Origin of the sequence: Bacillus sanguinis, assembly GCF_018332475.1 — a bacterium.
Taxonomy (GTDB): domain Bacteria; phylum Bacillota; class Bacilli; order Bacillales; family Bacillaceae_G; genus Bacillus_A; species Bacillus_A sanguinis.
On the sequence record NZ_BOQB01000046.1, the window covers coordinates 32,858 to 52,412 of the forward strand.

Here is a 19,555-nt window from a genome sequence, read left to right on the forward strand (position 1 = left end):
AAAAGTGTGAGGTTCTTAAGTTTTTTACTTTGCATACTGTAAGTGAGGAAACTTTGTTGCAAAGCACTTTCTTTCGGTGTTAAAATTACGTTTATGTGAAAGATTCGGGGGTTGTAAATTTATGAGTAAACGAGATTATTATGAGGTCCTTGGACTTAGCAAGGGTGCTTCAAAAGATGAAATAAAAAAAGCGTATCGTCGTTTGGCTAAAAAATACCATCCAGACGTAAGTAAAGAAGAAAATGCAATTGAAAAGTTTAAAGAAGTACAAGAAGCATACGAAGTATTAAGCGACGATCAAAAGCGCGCGCAATATGATCAATTTGGTCATGCTGGTGCAAATCAAGGTTTCGGTGGCTTTGGCGGCGGAGGAGACTTCGGCGGTGGCTTCGGTTTCGAAGATATCTTTAGTTCGTTCTTTGGCGGCGGTGGCGGTAGACGTCGTGATCCAAATGCTCCGCGTCAAGGTGCTGATTTACAATATCAAGTTACTTTAGAGTTTGAAGAAGCTATTTTTGGTAAAGAATTAAATGTCGAGATTCCAGTAGAAGATCCATGTGATACTTGTAAAGGTAGCGGAGCGAAACCAGGAACTTCAAAAGAAACATGTAAACATTGTTCAGGATCAGGGCAAGTAAGTGTAGAACAAAATACACCATTTGGTCGTATCGTAAACCGTCAAGCTTGTGGTCATTGTTCAGGAACTGGTCAAATGATTAAAGAAAAATGTACGACATGTCACGGTTCTGGTAAAGTACGTAAACGTAAAAAAATCAACGTTAAAATTCCAGCAGGTATTGATAATGGTCAACAAATTCGCGTATCTGGAAAAGGTGAAGCGGGCGTAAATGGCGGACCGGCAGGAGATTTATATGTTGTTGTTCATGTAAGAAATCATGAATTCTTTGAGCGTGAAGGAGACCACATTATTTGCGAAATGCCATTAACATTTGCGCAAATGGCACTTGGTGCTGAAGTGGAAGTTCCTACTGTTCATGGGAAAGTGAAGCTGAAAATTCCAGCAGGAACACAAACAGGAACAGAATTCCGCTTAAAAGGAAAAGGTGCTCCAAACGTACGTGGATACGGTCAAGGAGATCAATATGTAGTCGTTCGTGTTGTTGTACCGACGAAATTAACTTCACATCAAAAAGATTTATTACGTGAATTTGCGGGACAAGAAGAGCAGGATGATAGTCTATTTGGAAAGCTTAAACGTGCTTTCAAAGGGGAATAATGGAAATAAAAAATGGAGTTGGTAAATTGTGAAATGGTCAGAAATTAGTATTCATACAACAGAAGAAGCAGTAGAAGCTGTCTCTCATATTTTACATGAAGCTGGTGCTAGTGGAGTTGCGATTGAGGATCCAGCGGAATTGACGAAAGAGCGCGAGCAACAATATGGTGAAATTTATGCATTGAATCCAGATGAATATCCGGCGGAAGGTGTATTAATAAAAGCGTATTTCCCGCAAACGGATTCTTTACATGAAACGATTGCAGGTGTAAAATCATCTATTGATATGCTTCCATCTTACGACATCGAAATTGGTACTGGAAATATTACAGTTAACGAAGTCAATGAAGAAGATTGGGCTACTGCTTGGAAAAAATATTACCATCCAGTACAAATTTCTGATACATTCACAATTGTGCCGACGTGGGAAGAATATACACCATCTTCTCCGGAAGAAAAAATTATTGAATTAGATCCAGGTATGGCGTTTGGGACAGGAACTCATCCGACAACAACGATGTGTATTCGTGCATTAGAAAAAACAGTTCAGCCAGGTGACACTATCATTGATGTAGGAACAGGTTCTGGTGTACTTAGTATTGCAGCGGCAAAATTAGGTGCGTCTTCTGTTCAAGCGTATGATTTAGATCCGGTTGCGGTTGAAAGTGCAGAAATGAATGTACGTTTAAATAAAACAGATGATATCGTTTCTGTTGGGCAAAATAGTCTTTTAGAAGGCATTGAAGGTCCTGTTGATTTAATTGTAGCTAACTTATTAGCAGAAATTATTCTATTATTCCCTGAAGATGCAGCAAGAGTTGTGAAGTCGGGCGGATTATTTATTACATCCGGCATTATTGCAGCGAAGGAAAAGGTAATTTCTGAAGCATTAGAAAAAGCTGGATTTACAATTAAAGAAGTGTTACGAATGGAAGATTGGGTAGCAATTATTGCACGAAATGCGTAATATAGATTTTAGTCTATAATGAAAAGGGGAGTCTCTCACTATAAGGTGAGGGACTTGCCGTTTGTTATATGAAAAATGATAACGTTTCGTTCTTTTCGTAAGTGATGACTTACGAAAGGAACGAAACTCTACTAAGGTGATTATATGCAACGTTATTTTGTAGAAGAAAAATATGTAAATGAGACAAGTATTCGCATTGTAGGTGATGACGTACATCATATCGCAAGAGTGATGCGTATGTCAGCTGGTGATCACATTTACTGCTGTGTAAACGGAAAAACAGCAGTATGTTCAATTGATGAAATTACCAGTGAATTTATTAATACGGCTATTGTAGAATGGGTAGAGGCGTCAAGTGAACTTCCTGTTTTCGTGACGATTGCAAGTGGACTGCCGAAAGGAGATAAGCTAGAGTTAATTTTCCAAAAAGGAACTGAGCTTGGGGCAGCTGCATTCTTACCATTTCAAGCATCTCGATCTATCGTAAAATGGGATGCAAAAAAAGCTGATAAAAAAGTTGAGCGTTTAAGAAAAATTGTGAAAGAAGCTGCGGAACAATCGCATAGAAGTGAAATTCCAGAAGTGCATGCTCCGGCATCGTTTAAGCAATTGCTTTCAATGAGTAATGAGTATGATGTATGTCTTGTTGCGTACGAAGAGGAAGCAAAACAAGGTGAGAAGTCCAATTTTGCTAAAGCTTTAACGACGATGAAACCAGGCCAAAAACTATTGATTGTATTTGGACCAGAAGGTGGTTTAGCGGAGGAAGAGATTACTACGCTTCGTGAACATAAATTTGTACCATGTAGTTTAGGACCAAGAATTTTAAGAACAGAAACGGCGCCGTTATACGCGTTAAGTGCTGCTTCGTATCATTTTGAATTGATGGGGTGATGATCAATGTCAACTGTTGCGTTCCATACGTTAGGTTGTAAAGTAAACCACTATGAAACAGAAGCCATTTGGCAATTGTTTAAGCAAGGTGGATATGAAAGAACTGAATATGAAAAGAAAGCTGATGTATATGTTATTAATACGTGTACAGTAACGAATACCGGAGATAAGAAAAGTCGTCAAGTTATTAGACGTGCTGTTCGTCAAAACCCGGATGCGGTAATTTGTGTAACGGGATGTTACGCACAAACATCTCCAGCGGAAATTATGGCGATTCCAGGTGTAGATATTGTAGTTGGTACACAGGATCGTGAAAAGATGTTAGGATACATCGAAGAATTCCGCAAAGAGCGTCAACCAATTAATGCTGTCCGCAACATTATGAAAACACGTGTATACGAAGAACTAGATGTACCTTATTTCACGGATCGTACACGTGCATCTTTAAAAATACAAGAAGGTTGTAATAACTTCTGTACATTCTGTATTATTCCTTGGGCACGTGGTTTAATGCGTTCTCGTGATGGGAAAGAAGTTATTAAACAAGCACAGCAATTAGTAAATGCAGGCTATAAAGAAATCGTCTTAACAGGTATTCATACAGGTGGGTACGGCGAAGATATTAAAGATTATAACTTAGCTGGATTACTTCGTGATATGGAAGCGGAAGTAGGCGGATTAAAGCGTCTTCGTATTTCTTCTATTGAAGCGAGTCAGATTTCAGATGAAGTAATTGAAGTGTTAGATAAGTCAGAAGTAGTTGTGCGTCACTTACACATTCCATTGCAATCTGGATCTAATACTGTATTAAAGCGTATGCGTCGTAAGTATACGATGGAATTTTTCCAAGAGCGTTTAGATCGTTTGAAAGAAGCGTTACCAGGTCTTGCGATTACATCGGACGTAATCGTTGGTTTCCCAGGTGAAACGGAAGAAGAATTTATGGAAACATACAATTTCATTAAAGAGAATCGCTTCTCTGAGTTACACGTGTTCCCTTACTCCAAACGTACAGGAACACCTGCAGCGCGTATGGAAGATCAAGTTCCTGAAGATGTGAAGAACGATCGTGTTCACCGCTTAATTGAACTATCTAATCAATTAGCGAAAGAGTATGCGTCACAGTTTGAAGGAGAAGTACTTGAAATTATTCCAGAAGAACAATTTAAAGAGGGCGACCGTGAGGGGTTATATGTAGGTTATACAGATAACTACTTGAAAATTGTATTTGAAGGATCCGAAGAATTAATTGGTAAACTAGTGAAAGTGAAAATCACGAAAGCTGGTTATCCATATAACGAAGCGCAATTTGTTCGTGTTCTTGAAGATGATGTAAAAAAAGAATCAGCAAGCGCATAAAGTGAAACTTTAATCAGCGGAGGGTGAATCTCCCGCTGATTATTAGCCCGATACCCACCTAACTTCTTTGTTTTGGCTAAATTTTGAGGTGGGGGTCTTACTGTCCGGTAAATAGCGGGTAAAAAAAGCATGCAAACGGAAACGATTTGCATGCTTTCTTTTTTAGTGGAGAAGTTAAGTACTGAAAATGTACGAAATGCGTAGTTGTGTCGTATATTGTTGTATGAAAAAAGGTGTCATGACAAAAATATAGTTGTCTTCAGAAGAAAGGATAACAGCTATCTGCATAGTTTTTGAAAAAGGAAGAGCATCTATTCTTCTTTTATTCTGCCAAATAGTTGACCTGAAGTGATAAAATGTATTATAATCGTAAAAGACATGCTGAAGAAGTGTTTCTTTTTGCATGCTGAAGTTAGTATGTAAGTGTGATGTTTCGGAGGGAGGGAAAGAGAATGTCAAAAACAGTCGTTCGTAAAAACGAGTCTTTGGAGGATGCACTTCGCCGTTTTAAAAGATCGGTTTCTAAAACTGGTACACTTGCTGAAGCAAGAAAGCGCGAGTTTTATGAAAAACCAAGTGTAAAACGTAAGAAGAAATCTGAAGCGGCAAGAAAGCGTAAATTCTAAGAGAGGGTGTAAGTTATGAGTCTTCTCGGTCGTTTAAACGATGATATGAAACAAGCGATGAAGAATAAACAAAAAGAAAAATTAACCGTCATTCGTATGGTTAAGGCTGCTTTACAAAATGAAGGTATTAAACTGCAACATACTCTTACTGAAGAAGAGGAATTAACAGTTTTAGCTCGTGAAGTAAAACAGTATAAGGACTCCCTCCTTGAATTTAAAAAAGCTGGTCGTGAAGACCTTGTTGATAAACTGCAAAGTGAAATTCAGATTTTAAGCGCATATTTGCCGGAGCAATTAACTGAAGAGGAACTGGTTGAGGTAATCAAGCAAGTTATTTCTGAAGTTGGTGCGACTTCTAAAGCAGATATGGGTAAGGTGATGACTGCTGTTATGCCGAAAGTAAAAGGTAAAACAGACGGATCACTTGTGAATAAGCTGGTTATCCAGCTATTAGCATAAAAAAACGTCTCATTTCGTATGAGACGTTTTTTTATGCTTTTTTTCCGTTTGGACGTGATATTACAAGCTCTTTTTTCATACATATGGGATGAGAGGGGGTCTTTGGAGATGAAAAAATTAGAACAAATGAAGAATTGGTTAACGAAGCAAATAGACCTGCCAGTGGATGTGCTAATGGATCTACCTCGGATCACGCTTGTTGGGCAAGTGCATATCTATATAGAAAATCATCGAGGTTTATTAGTATTTTCAGATAAAGAAGTAAGATTGTTGTTAAAGCATGGTCAATTATTAATTAAGGGGCAATCCTTTGTTATTAAAACAATCCTTCCAGAAGAACTTTTGCTTGAAGGGATGATTGAGCAAGTGACGTTTTTGGAAAACGAACAGAAAGAGAAGTGAGGGAAACTTCCGTATGTGAAGTTTTTCTTCTTTATTCTAACGATTTGACCCTACTATTTAGTTTATTCTTGCTATTTATGGAAAATAAAACTCTTTATTTCATTTTCGTACGAGCTATTTTACTAATTAAAGTGAAAAGTAGTGTGTCTACTTTGGGAAAGGTAGTGAAGGTAGTAGATGAAAAATAAATGGTTTATAAAGTGGCTTGGGTATGTAAAAGTACGAATTGAAGGTAGAGGAGCAGAGCGGTTCGTTAACGAATGTGTACGTAGGAAATTATTAGTTTGGGACGTTAAGAAAATTGCTGATGAAACGTTAGTTTTTTGTATGCTATTACGAGATGTGAAAAAAATAAAACCAATTTATAGAAAAAATGAATGTAAACTATATTTTATTGGGCGTTACGGTTTTCCTTTTTTGAATAAGCGTTTAATTAAAAATAGTGGATTTTTAATTGGTTTTTTAATTTTCTTTTTTGGTATGATTGCATTATCTAATATGGTTTGGAAAATTGAAATTACAGGAGCAAAACCTGAAACAGAATATATATTGATGAAAGAATTAGACAAAATGGGTATTAAAAAAGGAAAATTACAATTCCAAATGCCTAGTGTAGAAGATGTACAACGTCATTTGACAGACAATATTAATGCGATTACTTGGGCAGGACTAGAAATAAGAGGAACGACGTACCATTTTAAAATTGTTGAAAAAAATGAACCGAAAAAAGAAAAGGAACAAAGGCCGCAAAATTTAGTGGCTAAAAAAGAAGCAATTGTTACAAAAACATTTATTGAAGTAGGAAAGCCAGTCGTTTTAAAAAATGACCATGTAGAAAAAGGGCAACTTCTTGTATCAGGGATATATGGTAATGAGGAGAGTCCAACGATTGTTTCGGCGAAAGGTATTGTATACGGAGAAACGTGGTACACATCTCAGGTGAATGTGCCGCTAAAGACACAATTTCAAGTATATACTGGCAATACCTATAATGAGCATTACCTTACATTTGGAAGTGCAAAAATAAAAATATGGGGATTTCAACATGATAAGTATAAACGCTCTCGTACGGAAAGTGTAAAACATAATGTGAAATTATTTGGTTTTACACTGCCGATCGCGTACGAAAAAGATATCGTGCGTGAAGAGGAAGAAGCAAATCGAGAATATACAGAAAAACAGGCAATGAAAGTAGCGAAAGAGATGGCTGAAAAAGAACTAAAGAAAAAATTGGATGAACATGCTATGATTGTAAGTGATAAGATTTTGAGTAAAGAGGTTGAGGCGGATCAACTAAAAGTCACATTGCATTATACTGTGATTGAAAATATTGCAGAGTCACAACCAATATCCGAATCCGATATTCAAGGAGACTGAGTAATGGCAGAACAATTAGTAGAAATGAACCAACAATTGGAAAATACTAACGAAGCAATCGCTCTTTTTGGAGTCAATGATGCTCATTTGAAAGTAATTGAACGGGAACTGAATGTATCGATTGTAACAAGAGGTGAAACTGTTCATGCATCTGGAGCAGTTGAAACTGTGACACTCGTAGAAAAAATCTTACAGCAATTACTTGTTGTTATTCGAAAAGGTGTATCAATTGCAGAAAGAGATGTTGCGTATGCAATTCAGCTCGCACAACAAGGGAAAATTGCTCAATTTGAAGAGTTATATGAAGAAGAAATCTTTAAAACGGCAAAAGGTAAATCCATTCGTGTAAAAACAATGGGGCAAAGAAGGTATATTCATGCAATGAAGAAGAATGATATTGTATTTGGAATAGGACCTGCTGGGACTGGGAAAACATACTTAGCTGTAGTAATGGCTGTGAGAGCTTTAAAGCAAGGGTATGTAAAGAAAATCATTTTAACGAGACCGGCTGTAGAAGCTGGAGAAAGTTTAGGTTTTTTACCAGGAGATTTGAAAGAGAAGGTAGATCCGTATTTACGTCCATTGTATGATGCATTGCACGATATTCTTGGACAAGAATATACGCAGCGTATGATGGAGCGAGGTGTAATTGAAATCGCGCCTCTTGCTTATATGAGAGGGCGTACGCTCGATGATTCATTTGTTATTTTAGATGAAGCGCAAAATACAACGGGTGCACAAATAAAAATGTTTTTAACAAGATTGGGTTTTAGTTCTAAAATGGTTATTACAGGGGACCCTTCACAAGTAGACTTACCAAAAGGGGTAAAATCAGGGCTTTCGCTAGCTTCTAACATTTTATCTGGTGTATCAGGTCTTTCGTTCATTACGTTAGAACAAACAGACGTTGTGAGGCATCCACTGGTGCAACGTATTATTGAGGCATATGATAAAATGGAATGATCCTATTTGTCAGGATCATTTCTTTTTGTATTAAGGTTGGCGAACGACATATTTTTTACTATCATAAAAGATAAGAGAAATAAACTATAGGTACTGGTGTATCAAAATATTACCTAAAGGTATCGTTGGCTAGAAGAAATGAAAGCTATAAATAGTTTCACTTTATTTCTGGAGAGGAGAAGGTATTGAAATCATGTTAAGATCTCAAGAAATTTCTAAGTGGTTTCGTAATTTACAACATTCGAAAAAACTAAGTTGGATTTCTTACGTTTTATTAGGGGCAGTGCTGTTTTTTGCACTTATGAATAATGTAAAACCAGAGCAATTAGATGTTGATATGTATTCTATTGCAAAAAAAACAATTCATTCTCCTATTAAAATTGAAGATAAGGTTATAACGGACAGAAAAAAACAAGAGGCCGCTCAAAAAGTTGGGGATCAATATACATATAGAAGTGAATATAAACAAAATAGAGTAGATATTGTAAATGATGTTTTTGCCAAGGTAAATGAAGTAATTCAAGAAATGAAAGCTGCTGGACCTGAAGAGCAAAAAAAGATGACCGATGCAAATAAATTAGAAAAGTTGAAGAAGAAGTTGCCATCTAATTTAACAAAGGAATTATCTGAAGAGAATTTATTATACTTTATTAATGCAGAACCGGATCAATTAGAATTAGCAAAGAACGCGGCTTTAACGTCTGTTAGTGTTATTATGGGTGGAAATATTAAAATGTCCGAAGAAATAGCAGCAAAAGAGCGGTTTGTTAATGAAATGAAAAGCCTCAATGTGAATAGCGGATTGAAGGAAGCTGTGAATGCGCTAGGATCATATGCGATTACAGCAAATTATTTTTATGATCCGGCTGTAACGAAAGAGAAGAAGAAAGCGGAAGAAGATTTAGTTCCACCTGTTTATATTCTTCAAGGACAAGTTATTGTTAGAGAAGGTGAAACGATTTCAAGTGATATGTATAATCAGTTGAAATTAGTTGGTTTATTAGAGAAAGGTAATAGTTTTCAGCCTTATGTTGGATTAGCAGTGCTCATCGGTGTGTTACTGTACTTCATGCATAAGCAGTTTGAAGTGTTTTTACAGCGTAAAAGAGAAGATAGACCGTATATTTTAGCTTATATTACAATTTTGTCTATCACGATTGTTTTAATGAAAACTATTAGTTTGTTTCAAAAGCTTGAATATGCAGGGATTGCGTATGTTGTCCCAGTTGCGATGGGAACAATACTTGTAAAACTAATGATTGGCGATCGATTTGTATTTTTAACAAGTATGATTTTTTCTGTGTGCGGAAGTATTATGTTTAATGAAGGGGTAACAAGCACACTGAATTATAGTGTAGGTATTTATGTGTTATTAAGTTCATTATCAGTAAGCATTTTCTTAAGAGAAAAAAATCGTCGTACGATGATTTTACAAGCTGGTATACTCGTTTCTATCTTAAATGTAGTCGTCTTAGCGGCGTTATTATTATTACGTAATGGGAATTTTTCACCTCTTGAAATTGGAACACAATTATTGATGGCTTCCGTTTCAGGAATTATCTCATCCGTTTTAGCTATGGGGATATTACCATATTTAGAGAGTGGACTTGGGATTGTATCAAGCATGAAGCTTATGGAGCTATCGAGTCCGAATCATCCGCTTTTGCGTAGAATTTTGTTAGAAGCGCCAGGAACATATCACCATAGTGTAATGGTAGCGAATCTTTCTGAGGCAGCTTGTGAAGCGGTTGGAGCAAATGGTGTATTAGCACGTGTAGGAGCGTATTATCATGATGTAGGGAAAACAGTACAACCGCAATTCTTTATTGAAAACCAGATGGGAATTGAAAATCCACATGATAAATTAGATCCTGTGACAAGTAAAGATATTATCATTGCCCATGTAACAGATGGAGTGAAAATGCTCGAAGAATACCATATTCCACAAGAAATTATCGATATTGCTGGACAACACCATGGTACAACACTGCTTAAATATTTTTATTATAAGGCGATTAAAGAAGATAAAGAAAAATATACAGAAGAGATGTTCCGTTATCCGGGCTCAAAAGCAACTTCTAAAGAATCGGCAATCGTTGGTATTGCTGATAGCGTTGAGGCGGCGGTACGTTCTATGAATCATCCAACGCCAGATCAAATTAATAATTTAGTACAAAGTATTATTAAAGATCGCTTGCAAGATGGGCAATTTAGTGAATGTGATTTGACATTTAAGGAACTACAAATCGTTGGAAAAACGTTATGTGAAACGTTAAATGGTATTTTCCATTCGCGTATTACATATCCGGAACCACCGGAAGAGAAGGAGAAAGAATGAGTTTATTAATTGATTTCATTGATGAAACAGAAGAAGTGAAAGAAGAATATGTGAATTTAATTCGTGAGATATTAGGAACAGCGGCTCAAATGGAAAAAATAGAGGCTGGTGCGGAGTTATCAGTGACATTTGTAGATAACGAACGCATTCGTGAGATTAATCGTGATTATCGAGATAAGGATCAGCCTACTGATGTCATTTCCTTTGCTATGGAAGAAATGGGAGAAGGAGAAATGGAAATTGTAGGTGCAGAGATGCCGCGTATGTTAGGTGACCTTATTATTTCTATTCCGAGAGCGAAAGAACAAGCTGAAGAGTATGGGCATTCTTTTGATCGTGAACTTGGATTTTTAGCGTTACATGGCTTTTTACATTTACTTGGTTATGACCACATGACAGAAGAAGATGAAAAAGAAATGTTTGGAAGGCAAAAAGAAATTTTAGAGGCATTTGGATTAGGTCGATGAAAAAAGGAAAACTTATAAATAGTTTTGGATATGCTATAGCAGGTATATTCTTTTGTCTTCGTCATGAACGAAATATGAAAATTCATTATTTAGCCGCAGTCATTGTTATATGCTGCGGCTTTTATTTCCATATTACGAAAGTAGAGTGGATGATATTACTTATTGTAATAGGAATTGTAATGAGTTTAGAGATGGTAAATACGGCTGTGGAAAAAACAGTAGATTTAGCGACTACCGATATACATCCGTTTGCGAAAATTGCAAAGGATGTTGCAGCGGGAGCAGTTTTATTGTTTGCGATAATAGCCGTTATAATTGGTGCTATTATCTTTTTACCGTATGTGGTATAGTTGCATTCCAAAGCTTTTATTAAGCTTTGAAAGTGCCGTAAAGGCCTTTAATAAGAGAGTGTATCTATTCACAGCTGTGAACAGGAAGGATGCGGGAATATGAATAGTGAACAATTAATTCAAGAAGCAATCGAAGCGCGTAAACAAGCGTACGTACCATATTCTAAATTTCAAGTAGGTGCAGCATTATTAACACAGGATGGAAAAGTATATCGTGGATGTAATGTTGAGAATGCATCATATGGCTTATGTAATTGTGCAGAAAGAACAGCTTTATTTAAGGCGGTTTCTGAAGGAGATAAAGAGTTTGTAGCTATCGCGATTGTAGCGGACACAAAGCGTCCAGTACCTCCTTGTGGAGCATGTCGACAAGTTATGGTAGAATTATGTAAACAGGATACGAAAGTATACCTATCAAATCTACATGGTGACGTTCAAGAGACGACAGTCGGAGAGTTGTTACCAGGAGCATTTTTAGCGGAGGATTTACATGAATAGAAAAGGTTATAAATCAGGTTTTGTCTCTATTATTGGCAGACCGAATGTTGGGAAATCTACATTTTTAAATCGTATTATCGGCCAGAAAATTGCCATTATGAGTGACAAACCACAAACAACTCGTAATAAAATTCAAGGCGTATATACAGAAAATGATTCACAAGTAATTTTCATTGATACACCAGGAATACATAAACCTAAACATAAATTAGGCGACTTCATGGTGAAGATGGCTCAAACGACATTAAAAGAAGTTGATATTGTTCTGTTTATGGTCAATGCAGTTGAAGGATTTGGTCGTGGTGAGGAATTTATCATTGAGAAATTAAAAGAAACGAAACAACCAGTATTTTTAGTAATTAATAAAATCGACCAACTTCATCCAGAGCAATTATTAGAGTTAATTGATCAATACCGCAAACTACACGAGTTTGCAGAGATTGTACCAATTTCTGCATTAGACGGTAATAATGTGGACGCTTTAATTGGAACAATTAAAAAGTATTTACCAGAAGGACCGCAATACTATCCAGATAATCAAGTAACGGATCATCCGGAGAGATTTATTATTGCAGAGCTTATTCGTGAGAAAGTACTACATTTAACACGTGAAGAAGTGCCACATTCTGTGGCTGTTGTTATCGATGCAATTCAAAAACGCGAAGGCGGGGCAGTTTATATCAATGCAACGATTGTTGTGGAACGTCCATCGCAAAAAGGGATTATTATCGGAAAACAAGGGAAGATGTTAAAAGAAGTTGGTAAGCGAGCTCGCTTTGATATTGAAGCATTACTTGGTTCTAAAGTATTTTTAGAAGTATGGGTAAAAGTGCAAAAAGATTGGCGTAATAAAATGTCTCAGCTTCGTGACCTTGGTTTCCGCGAAGACGAGTACTAAAATAGAGTAAAGCTGTAATCAGCGGATGTTTTGTTCATCCGCTGATTATTGGTTTTTATGAGTTTTGACAAATTAGGAAAAATTTTTCTCACATGAAAATGGACAAAATGGGTCAATTTAATAACAACAAAGGAAATTGGTTTATAGGCTACGCTTATTGAGAAAGGTGGATTCTTATGCTAGATTTTACCTGGAAGTTTTTCTCCAAAACAGGAAGCATTGAAACGTACTTGCTTTTGAAAGAAATGGAAAAAGACGTAAACGATGAGATGGATCAACATGAAGAGGAGCTAGCGCATCTAGACTCTCCAATTTCTTGACCCGTTTTGTTCAAACCTTGGATGGTGACGAACATGTTTCAAAAAGTTGAGGGCATCATTATCCGTACGACAGATTACGGAGAAACGAACAAGATTGTTACAATATTCTCAAGAGAATTGGGTAAGGTAAGTGCAATGGCAAGAGGAGCGAAAAAACCGAAAAGTCGGTTAGCATCTGTTTCGCAACTTATGACACATGGTAATTTTCTTATTCAAATGGGATCTGGACTTGGAACTTTGCAACAAGGCGAGATTATTTCAACCATGAAAGAAATTCGCGAGGATATATTTTTAACTGCTTATGCATCATTTATTATTGAGTTAACTGATAAAGCAACAGAAGATAAAAAACATAATCCATATTTATTTGAAATGTTATATCAAACGTTGCATTATATGTGTGAGGGTGTTGATCCAGAAGTATTATCATTAATTTATCAAACGAAAATGCTTCCGGTATTAGGGATGCGCCCATACTTTGATACATGTGCGATTTGTCATCAAGAAACAGATTTTGTCGCCTTCTCTGTTCGGGAAGGCGGTTTTCTGTGCTCGCGTCATGCTGAGCAAGACCAGTATCGCATACCAGTGGGGGAAGCTGTTCATAAATTGTTACGTCTTTTCTACCACTTCGATTTACATAGACTTGGCAATGTATCAGTGAAGGATAGCACAAAAAAACAAATGCGTTTAGTATTGAATACATATTATGATGAATATTGCGGGATTTATTTGAAATCAAGACGTTTCTTAGAACAACTTGATAAGTTTCAAATATAATTTTGGGCCGTATACGGTCCTTTTTACATCCTATCTTTTTCGAATAGCATATTTAGTATATAATATTTAAGAGATAGTATAACTTTTTTCGTTGTGCATTAAAGGTGGTGATTATCATAGAGCTGAATAAACGGCAAGAACATATCATTCAGATTGTAAAAGATCACGGTCCTATTACAGGGGAGTCAATTGCTGCGCAATTGGGATTAACACGTGCAACGCTAAGACCAGACTTAGCAATTTTAACGATGGCTGGTTATTTAGAAGCGCGTCCACGCGTAGGTTATTTTTATACGGGTAAAACTGGGGGGCAGCTATTATCTGAAGCTGTTAAGAAAATTAAAGTACAAGATTATCAATCTAGACCAGTTGTAATTGATAAAAATGTATCAGTATACGATGCGATTTGTACTATGTTTTTAGAGGATGTAGGTACATTATTCGTTGTAGATCAATCGACTCTATTAGTTGGCGTTGTATCTCGTAAAGATTTATTACGAGCTAGCCTAGGAAAGCAGGATTTAACCTCTCTTCCGGTTAATATTATCATGACAAGGATGCCAAACATTGCGATGTGTCGTAGAGAAGATTCTTTATATGATATTGCGATGGAATTAATAGAAAGACAGATTGACGCGATGCCAGTTGTAAAAGATACGAAACAAGGTTTAGAAGTGATTGGACGAATTACAAAAACAAATATTACACGTGCGTTTGTAAACTTAGTAAATAACGAATAAGTGTAATTTGTTTAAAGTGAGGTAATGTAATGGATAATAAAATCGTATATGTCGTATCTGACTCTGTTGGAGAAACGGCTGATTTGGTTGTTCGAGCGGCAATGGGGCAATTCCCATTTGCTCCTGATATTAGACGTGTACCGTATGTAGAAGATACAGGGACATTAAAAGAAGTGATTTCGATTGCTAAGAGCAATCAAGCGCTTATTTGTTTTACGTTAGTAAAGCCTGACATGCGTCAGTATTTAGTGGCAGAGGCTGCAAAAGAGGGCGTAGAAGCATATGATATTATCGGGCCTCTAATTGATCAAATTGAAGAAATTACAGGGCAAGTGCCGAGGTATGAGCCGGGTGTTGTTCGTAGATTAGATGAAGAATACTTTAAAAAGATTGAAGCGATTGAGTTTGCTGTAAAGTATGATGATGGTAGAGACGCACGTGGTATTTTAAAAGCAGATATCGTATTGATTGGCATTTCGCGCACATCAAAAACACCACTTTCTCAATATTTAGCTCATAACAAACGTTTGAAAGTTGCTAATGTACCACTCGTACCAGAAGTAGATCCGCCTGAAGAATTATATCAAGTGGCTAAAGAAAAATGCTTCGGTTTGAAAATTACGCCAGATAAGTTGAATCATATTCGAAAAGAGCGATTGAAATCACTTGGACTAAGTGACGGTGCAACATATGCCAATATTAATCGTATTAAAGAAGAAATTGATCACTTTGAGAATGTAGTTAGTAAAATAAATTGTCAAGTAATTGATGTATCGAATAAAGCGATTGAAGAAACAGCCAACATTATTGTGAATGCAGTGCAAAACCAAAAAATGTTTTAGCACATTTACCAAAGGTGAATGTGCTTTTTTCGCTCGTGAGAAACACAATGCCTGTTGATTTCGTAATAGATTATAGCGAAGTGGTTATACTTATATTCTTCTGTCTTTTTATTATGCTAAAGGCACGGTTTCGTTATCCTGAAATAGAAGATGAAAAAATAAAGGGATATGTAGCGTAGTTGAAGAAAATATATTATAATAAAAAATTGTGATAAAAACCTATATTTTACGTTTAGACTTTAATTTTTCAGAATAAACTAGGGATAGGATTTACGAAAAGACATGTAATTACGTTAAATCGACAAAATCTATACAAGAAAACGCACATTATGGGAGGATTCGCAGAAGGGATGTAGAATACAGAAATATGCAAAACATCAATATCGTATTAGTTGATGCAGATGCATATCCTGTGAATGCTGAAAATTGTGCAAGTTGGAACGAAAGTTCATGTCGAAATTTTGTTTGTCACATCGTATGCTCATCGTTTAAGGAAGCAGCAAGGAAAATTGGATCTATGTAGATACTGAATAAGCTAAAGTTGATTTTTTATATGTATCAACATGCAAAAGAAACAGATCTCGTGATCACATAGCATATGGTGCTTGCTAGTCTTCTTGTAAAAAAGTGTATATGTATTGTCTCCAGGAGGTACATTTGTAACAGATGAGCAAATGGATACAATTTTATATAGTAGGTACGTATCTGCGAAATTACGCAGAAAAAGGCCTACAAAATCGTTTGATAACGTGATCGACAACACTTTCTAATAAATTTAGAAAAAATATTGTCGAATTATAAAGGAATTTTTTAATTTATATCGAATACAAAATACGACACGGAGATGGATTTATGGGGAACAGAATTCCCGAAGAAGTTGTTGAACAGATTCGGACGTCATCGGATATTGTAGAAGTGATTGGTGAATACGTTCAACTTAGAAAACAGGGGCGTAACTATTTCGGCCTTTGTCCATTTCATGGTGAGAATTCGCCTTCATTCTCTGTTTCATCTGATAAGCAAATTTTTCATTGCTTCGGATGTGGAGAAGGTGGGAATGTATTTTCCTTTCTAATGAAAATGGAAGGACTGGCTTTTACCGAGGCTGTTCAAAAGCTAGGTGAAAGAAATGGAATTGCGGTTGCAGAGTATACATCAGGGCAAGGACAACAAGAAGACATATCTGATGACACTGTCATCATGCAACAGGCTCATGAACTTTTGAAAAAGTATTATCATCATTTATTAGTAAATACAGAAGAAGGAAATGAAGCACTTTCGTATTTGTTAAAACGTGGTATTACGAAAGAAATGATTGAGAAGTTTGAAATTGGTTATGCGTCACCTGCTTGGGATGCAGCAACGAAAATTTTACAAAAAAGAGGCTTATCGCTGTCTAGTATGGAACAAGCTGGTCTTCTCATAAGAAGCGAGAAGGATGGTAGCCATTATGATCGCTTCCGTGGAAGGGTTATGTTTCCGATCTATACGTTACAAGGTAAAGTGATAGCGTTTAGTGGAAGGGCGTTAGGAGATGACACTCCCAAGTATTTAAATAGCCCTGAAACACCGATTTTTCATAAAAGTAAATTGTTGTATAATTTCCATCAAGCGAGGCCGTTTATTAGAAAACGTGGGCAAGTGGTCCTTTTTGAGGGGTATGCCGACGTACTAGCTGCGGTAAAAAGTGGTGTGGAGGAAGCTGTTGCGACAATGGGAACAGCTTTAACTGAAGAACAAGCAAAACTTCTGCGACGTAACGTTGAAACTGTTGTTCTTTGCTATGATGGTGATAAAGCAGGGCGAGAAGCAACGATGAAAGCAGGGCAATTATTGTTGCAAGTTGGTTGTCAAGTGAAAGTTACATCCTTGCCAGATAAGCTTGATCCTGATGAATATGTGCAACAATATGGGACAACTGCTTTTGAAAATCTTGTGAAATCAAGTATAAGTTTTGTTGGTTTTAAAATAAATTATTTGCGTTTAGGGAAAAATTTGCAAGATGAGTCTGGCAAAGAAGAATATGTGAAAAGTGTTTTAAAAGAGTTATCGTTGCTACAGGATGCGATGCAGGCAGAATCATATCTGAAGTCGTTATCGCAAGAATTTTCGTATTCAATGGAAACACTTTTGAATCAATTGCACCAATATCGCAAAGAACAAAAGGTACAGCAAAAACAAGTAAAGCAGGTTTCTAAGCCATCTCAAATTGTTCAAACAAAGCCGAAGTTAACAGGTTTTGAAAGGGCAGAAAGAGAAATTATTTACCATATGTTGCAAAGTCCAGAAGTGGCTGTTCGTATGGAATCCCACATAGAAGATTTTCACACAGAAGAACATAAAGGGATTTTATATGAACTATACGCATATTATGAAAAGGGAAATGAACCTTCAGTCGGAACATTTTTAAGTTGGCTCGCTGATGAAAAGTTGAAAAATATTATCACTGATATTTCGACGGATGAATTTATTAATCCAGAATACACAGAAGAAGTGTTACAAGGCCATTTGGAGACACTTAGACGTCATCAAGAAAAACTTGAAAAGACGGAAATCATCTTTAAGATAAAACAAATGGAAAAAACAGATCCTGTAGAGGCTGCTAAATATTATGTAGCATATTTACAAAATCAAAAAGCGAGAAAATAGCTTTTTTGATAAATTTTTAGTATAATGAATGTTTGTATCTCGCGTAAGGAGGGGAACAGATGGCTGACAAACCAGCTCGTTCTAAACAAATTGAAACTGAAATGACCCTTGAGCAAGTGAAAGAACAACTCACTGAGCTCGGAAAAAAACGTGGCGTTCTTACATATGAAGAGATTGCAGAACGCATGAATGGGTTTGAAATTGAATCCGATCATATGGATGAATACTATGAATATTTAGGTGAACAAGGGATTGACTTAGTTGGCGACAATGACAACGACGAAGGCCCTAATAATCGCCAAATAGCAAAATCGGAAGAAGAATTCGACCTTAACGATTTAAGTGTACCACCAGGGGTTAAAATCAACGATCCTGTTCGTATGTATTTAAAAGAAATTGGTCGTGTAGATTTACTATCTGCAGAAGAAGAAATTCGACTTGCAACGCGTATTGAAGAAGGCGATGAAGAAGCGAAACGTCGTCTTGCAGAAGCAAACTTACGTCTTGTAGTAAGTATTGCAAAGCGCTACGTGGGCCGTGGTATGCTTTTCTTAGACTTGATCCAAGAAGGGAATATGGGTCTAATTAAAGCGGTTGAAAAGTTCGATTATCGTAAAGGTTTCAAATTTAGTACGTATGCAACTTGGTGGATTCGCCAAGCAATTACACGTGCGATTGCAGACCAAGCAAGAACAATTCGTATCCCAGTTCATATGGTTGAAACGATTAATAAGTTAATTCGTGTACAACGTCAATTATTACAAGATTTAGGACGCGAACCATCTCCTGAAGAGATTGGTGAAGAAATGGATCTTGCTCCAGAAAAAGTACGCGAAATCTTAAAAATTGCACAGGAGCCAGTTTCTCTTGAAACACCAATTGGTGAAGAAGATGACTCCCATTTAGGTGATTTCATTGAAGACCAAGAAGCAACATCGCCTGCGGACCATGCAGCGTATGAATTGCTAAAAGAACAATTAGAAGATGTGTTAGATACACTAACAGATCGTGAAGAAAATGTTCTGCGTCTTCGTTTTGGTTTAGATGATGGACGAACTCGTACGCTTGAAGAAGTTGGGAAAGTATTCGGCGTAACGAGAGAACGTATCCGTCAAATTGAAGCAAAAGCACTTCGTAAATTAAGACATCCAAGCCGTAGCAAGCGTCTTAAGGATTTCTTAGAATAGGCTACCTTTAAGTTTACTTCACCTTTGTGAAGTAAACTTCTTTATTTTGTTAACTTTTGTTAAACTTTAGCTATCGGCAGCGATTACAATTTCTTGTAATTTATTTTACAGAATTGTCTTTTGATTTGCAAATGCTCATTTTTCGATTTTTCGATTAATTTTGTTTATTCTATACAAAAATATATGTAGAAAAGTGAGAAAT

The 19,555-nt window shown here is 36.5% G+C and carries 21 protein-coding genes; all 21 read left to right on the plus strand.

Annotation, left to right across the window (positions count from 1 at the left end; genetic code table 11):
* The first annotated feature begins 121 nt into the window (after positions 1-121).
* The 21 genes from dnaJ to rpoD all read left to right on the plus strand — a co-directional run bounded on the left by dnaJ (position 122) and on the right by rpoD (position 19,353).
* Positions 122-1,237, plus strand: coding sequence for a molecular chaperone DnaJ (gene dnaJ, locus KI369_RS06520; protein WP_016086237.1), 1,116 nt, complete (start codon positions 122-124; stop codon positions 1,235-1,237).
* A 28-nt stretch (positions 1,238-1,265) separates the two neighbouring features.
* Complete coding sequence (prmA, locus tag KI369_RS06525) at positions 1,266-2,204, plus strand: 50S ribosomal protein L11 methyltransferase (RefSeq protein ID WP_212955451.1); 939 nt, start codon at positions 1,266-1,268, stop codon at positions 2,202-2,204.
* Between the two features lie 144 nt (positions 2,205-2,348).
* Positions 2,349-3,098 carry a 16S rRNA (uracil(1498)-N(3))-methyltransferase gene (locus KI369_RS06530; RefSeq protein ID WP_064474770.1) on the plus strand — a complete coding sequence of 250 codons (750 nt, stop codon included), beginning with the start codon at positions 2,349-2,351 and terminating at the stop codon, positions 3,096-3,098.
* Positions 3,099-3,104: 6 nt separating this feature from the next.
* Positions 3,105-4,457, plus strand: coding sequence for a tRNA (N(6)-L-threonylcarbamoyladenosine(37)-C(2))-methylthiotransferase MtaB (mtaB, locus tag KI369_RS06535; protein WP_212955452.1), 1,353 nt, complete (start codon positions 3,105-3,107; stop codon positions 4,455-4,457).
* Between the two features lie 452 nt (positions 4,458-4,909).
* Positions 4,910-5,083: a 30S ribosomal protein S21 gene (rpsU, locus tag KI369_RS06540; protein WP_000048061.1), complete on the plus strand. Its 174-nt coding sequence runs from the start codon at positions 4,910-4,912 to the stop codon at positions 5,081-5,083.
* Positions 5,084-5,098: 15 nt separating this feature from the next.
* On the plus strand, positions 5,099-5,542 hold the full coding sequence (locus KI369_RS06545) for a GatB/YqeY domain-containing protein (protein ID WP_212955453.1): 444 nt from the start codon (positions 5,099-5,101) through the stop codon (positions 5,540-5,542).
* Positions 5,543-5,650: 108 nt separating this feature from the next.
* Positions 5,651-5,944 carry a sporulation protein YqfC gene (yqfC, locus tag KI369_RS06550; protein ID WP_212955454.1) on the plus strand — a complete coding sequence of 98 codons (294 nt, stop codon included), beginning with the start codon at positions 5,651-5,653 and terminating at the stop codon, positions 5,942-5,944.
* Between the two features lie 177 nt (positions 5,945-6,121).
* Positions 6,122-7,321: a sporulation protein YqfD gene (gene yqfD, locus KI369_RS06555; RefSeq protein ID WP_212955455.1), complete on the plus strand. Its 1,200-nt coding sequence runs from the start codon at positions 6,122-6,124 to the stop codon at positions 7,319-7,321.
* Positions 7,322-7,324: 3 nt separating this feature from the next.
* On the plus strand, positions 7,325-8,284 hold the full coding sequence (locus tag KI369_RS06560; protein WP_144612551.1) for a PhoH family protein: 960 nt from the start codon (positions 7,325-7,327) through the stop codon (positions 8,282-8,284).
* A 193-nt stretch (positions 8,285-8,477) separates the two neighbouring features.
* Entirely contained in the window at positions 8,478-10,622 is a 2,145-nt protein-coding gene (locus tag KI369_RS06565; RefSeq protein WP_212955456.1) for an HD family phosphohydrolase, read from the plus strand.
* Positions 10,619-11,089, plus strand: coding sequence for an rRNA maturation RNase YbeY (ybeY, locus tag KI369_RS06570; protein ID WP_212955457.1), 471 nt, complete (start codon positions 10,619-10,621; stop codon positions 11,087-11,089). Before KI369_RS06565 ends, ybeY begins: the two co-directional genes overlap by 4 nt.
* Complete coding sequence (locus tag KI369_RS06575; protein WP_144612558.1) at positions 11,086-11,439, plus strand: diacylglycerol kinase family protein; 354 nt, start codon at positions 11,086-11,088, stop codon at positions 11,437-11,439. The genes ybeY and KI369_RS06575 overlap by 4 nt, the downstream gene beginning before the upstream one ends.
* A 99-nt stretch (positions 11,440-11,538) precedes the next feature.
* The gene (locus tag KI369_RS06580; RefSeq protein WP_063260793.1) at positions 11,539-11,937 is read left to right on the plus strand and encodes a cytidine deaminase; all 399 of its coding nucleotides are present in this window, start codon (positions 11,539-11,541) and stop codon (positions 11,935-11,937) included.
* Positions 11,930-12,835 carry a GTPase Era gene (era, locus tag KI369_RS06585; protein WP_048531222.1) on the plus strand — a complete coding sequence of 302 codons (906 nt, stop codon included), beginning with the start codon at positions 11,930-11,932 and terminating at the stop codon, positions 12,833-12,835. The genes KI369_RS06580 and era overlap by 8 nt, the downstream gene beginning before the upstream one ends.
* A gap of 176 nt (positions 12,836-13,011) precedes the next feature.
* Positions 13,012-13,155 (plus strand): YqzL family protein, encoded by a 144-nt coding sequence (locus tag KI369_RS06590; protein WP_000883924.1) that lies wholly within the window; start codon positions 13,012-13,014, stop codon positions 13,153-13,155.
* Positions 13,156-13,188: 33 nt separating this feature from the next.
* Positions 13,189-13,935 carry a DNA repair protein RecO gene (gene recO / locus KI369_RS06595; protein ID WP_144612562.1) on the plus strand — a complete coding sequence of 249 codons (747 nt, stop codon included), beginning with the start codon at positions 13,189-13,191 and terminating at the stop codon, positions 13,933-13,935.
* 107 nt (positions 13,936-14,042) lie between these two features.
* Complete coding sequence (gene ccpN, locus KI369_RS06600; protein ID WP_000583758.1) at positions 14,043-14,675, plus strand: transcriptional regulator CcpN; 633 nt, start codon at positions 14,043-14,045, stop codon at positions 14,673-14,675.
* A gap of 29 nt (positions 14,676-14,704) precedes the next feature.
* The gene (locus tag KI369_RS06605) at positions 14,705-15,517 is read left to right on the plus strand and encodes a pyruvate, water dikinase regulatory protein (protein WP_212955458.1); all 813 of its coding nucleotides are present in this window, start codon (positions 14,705-14,707) and stop codon (positions 15,515-15,517) included.
* Positions 15,518-15,884: 367 nt separating this feature from the next.
* Positions 15,885-16,040 (plus strand): hypothetical protein, encoded by a 156-nt coding sequence (locus KI369_RS06610; RefSeq protein WP_212955461.1) that lies wholly within the window; start codon positions 15,885-15,887, stop codon positions 16,038-16,040.
* A 329-nt stretch (positions 16,041-16,369) separates the two neighbouring features.
* A complete protein-coding gene (gene dnaG, locus KI369_RS06615) occupies positions 16,370-18,166 on the plus strand; it encodes a DNA primase (protein WP_212955459.1) in 1,797 nt (598 codons plus the stop codon).
* A gap of 59 nt (positions 18,167-18,225) precedes the next feature.
* Entirely contained in the window at positions 18,226-19,353 is a 1,128-nt protein-coding gene (gene rpoD, locus KI369_RS06620; protein ID WP_144612568.1) for an RNA polymerase sigma factor RpoD, read from the plus strand.
* Positions 19,354-19,555: the final 202 nt, after the last annotated feature.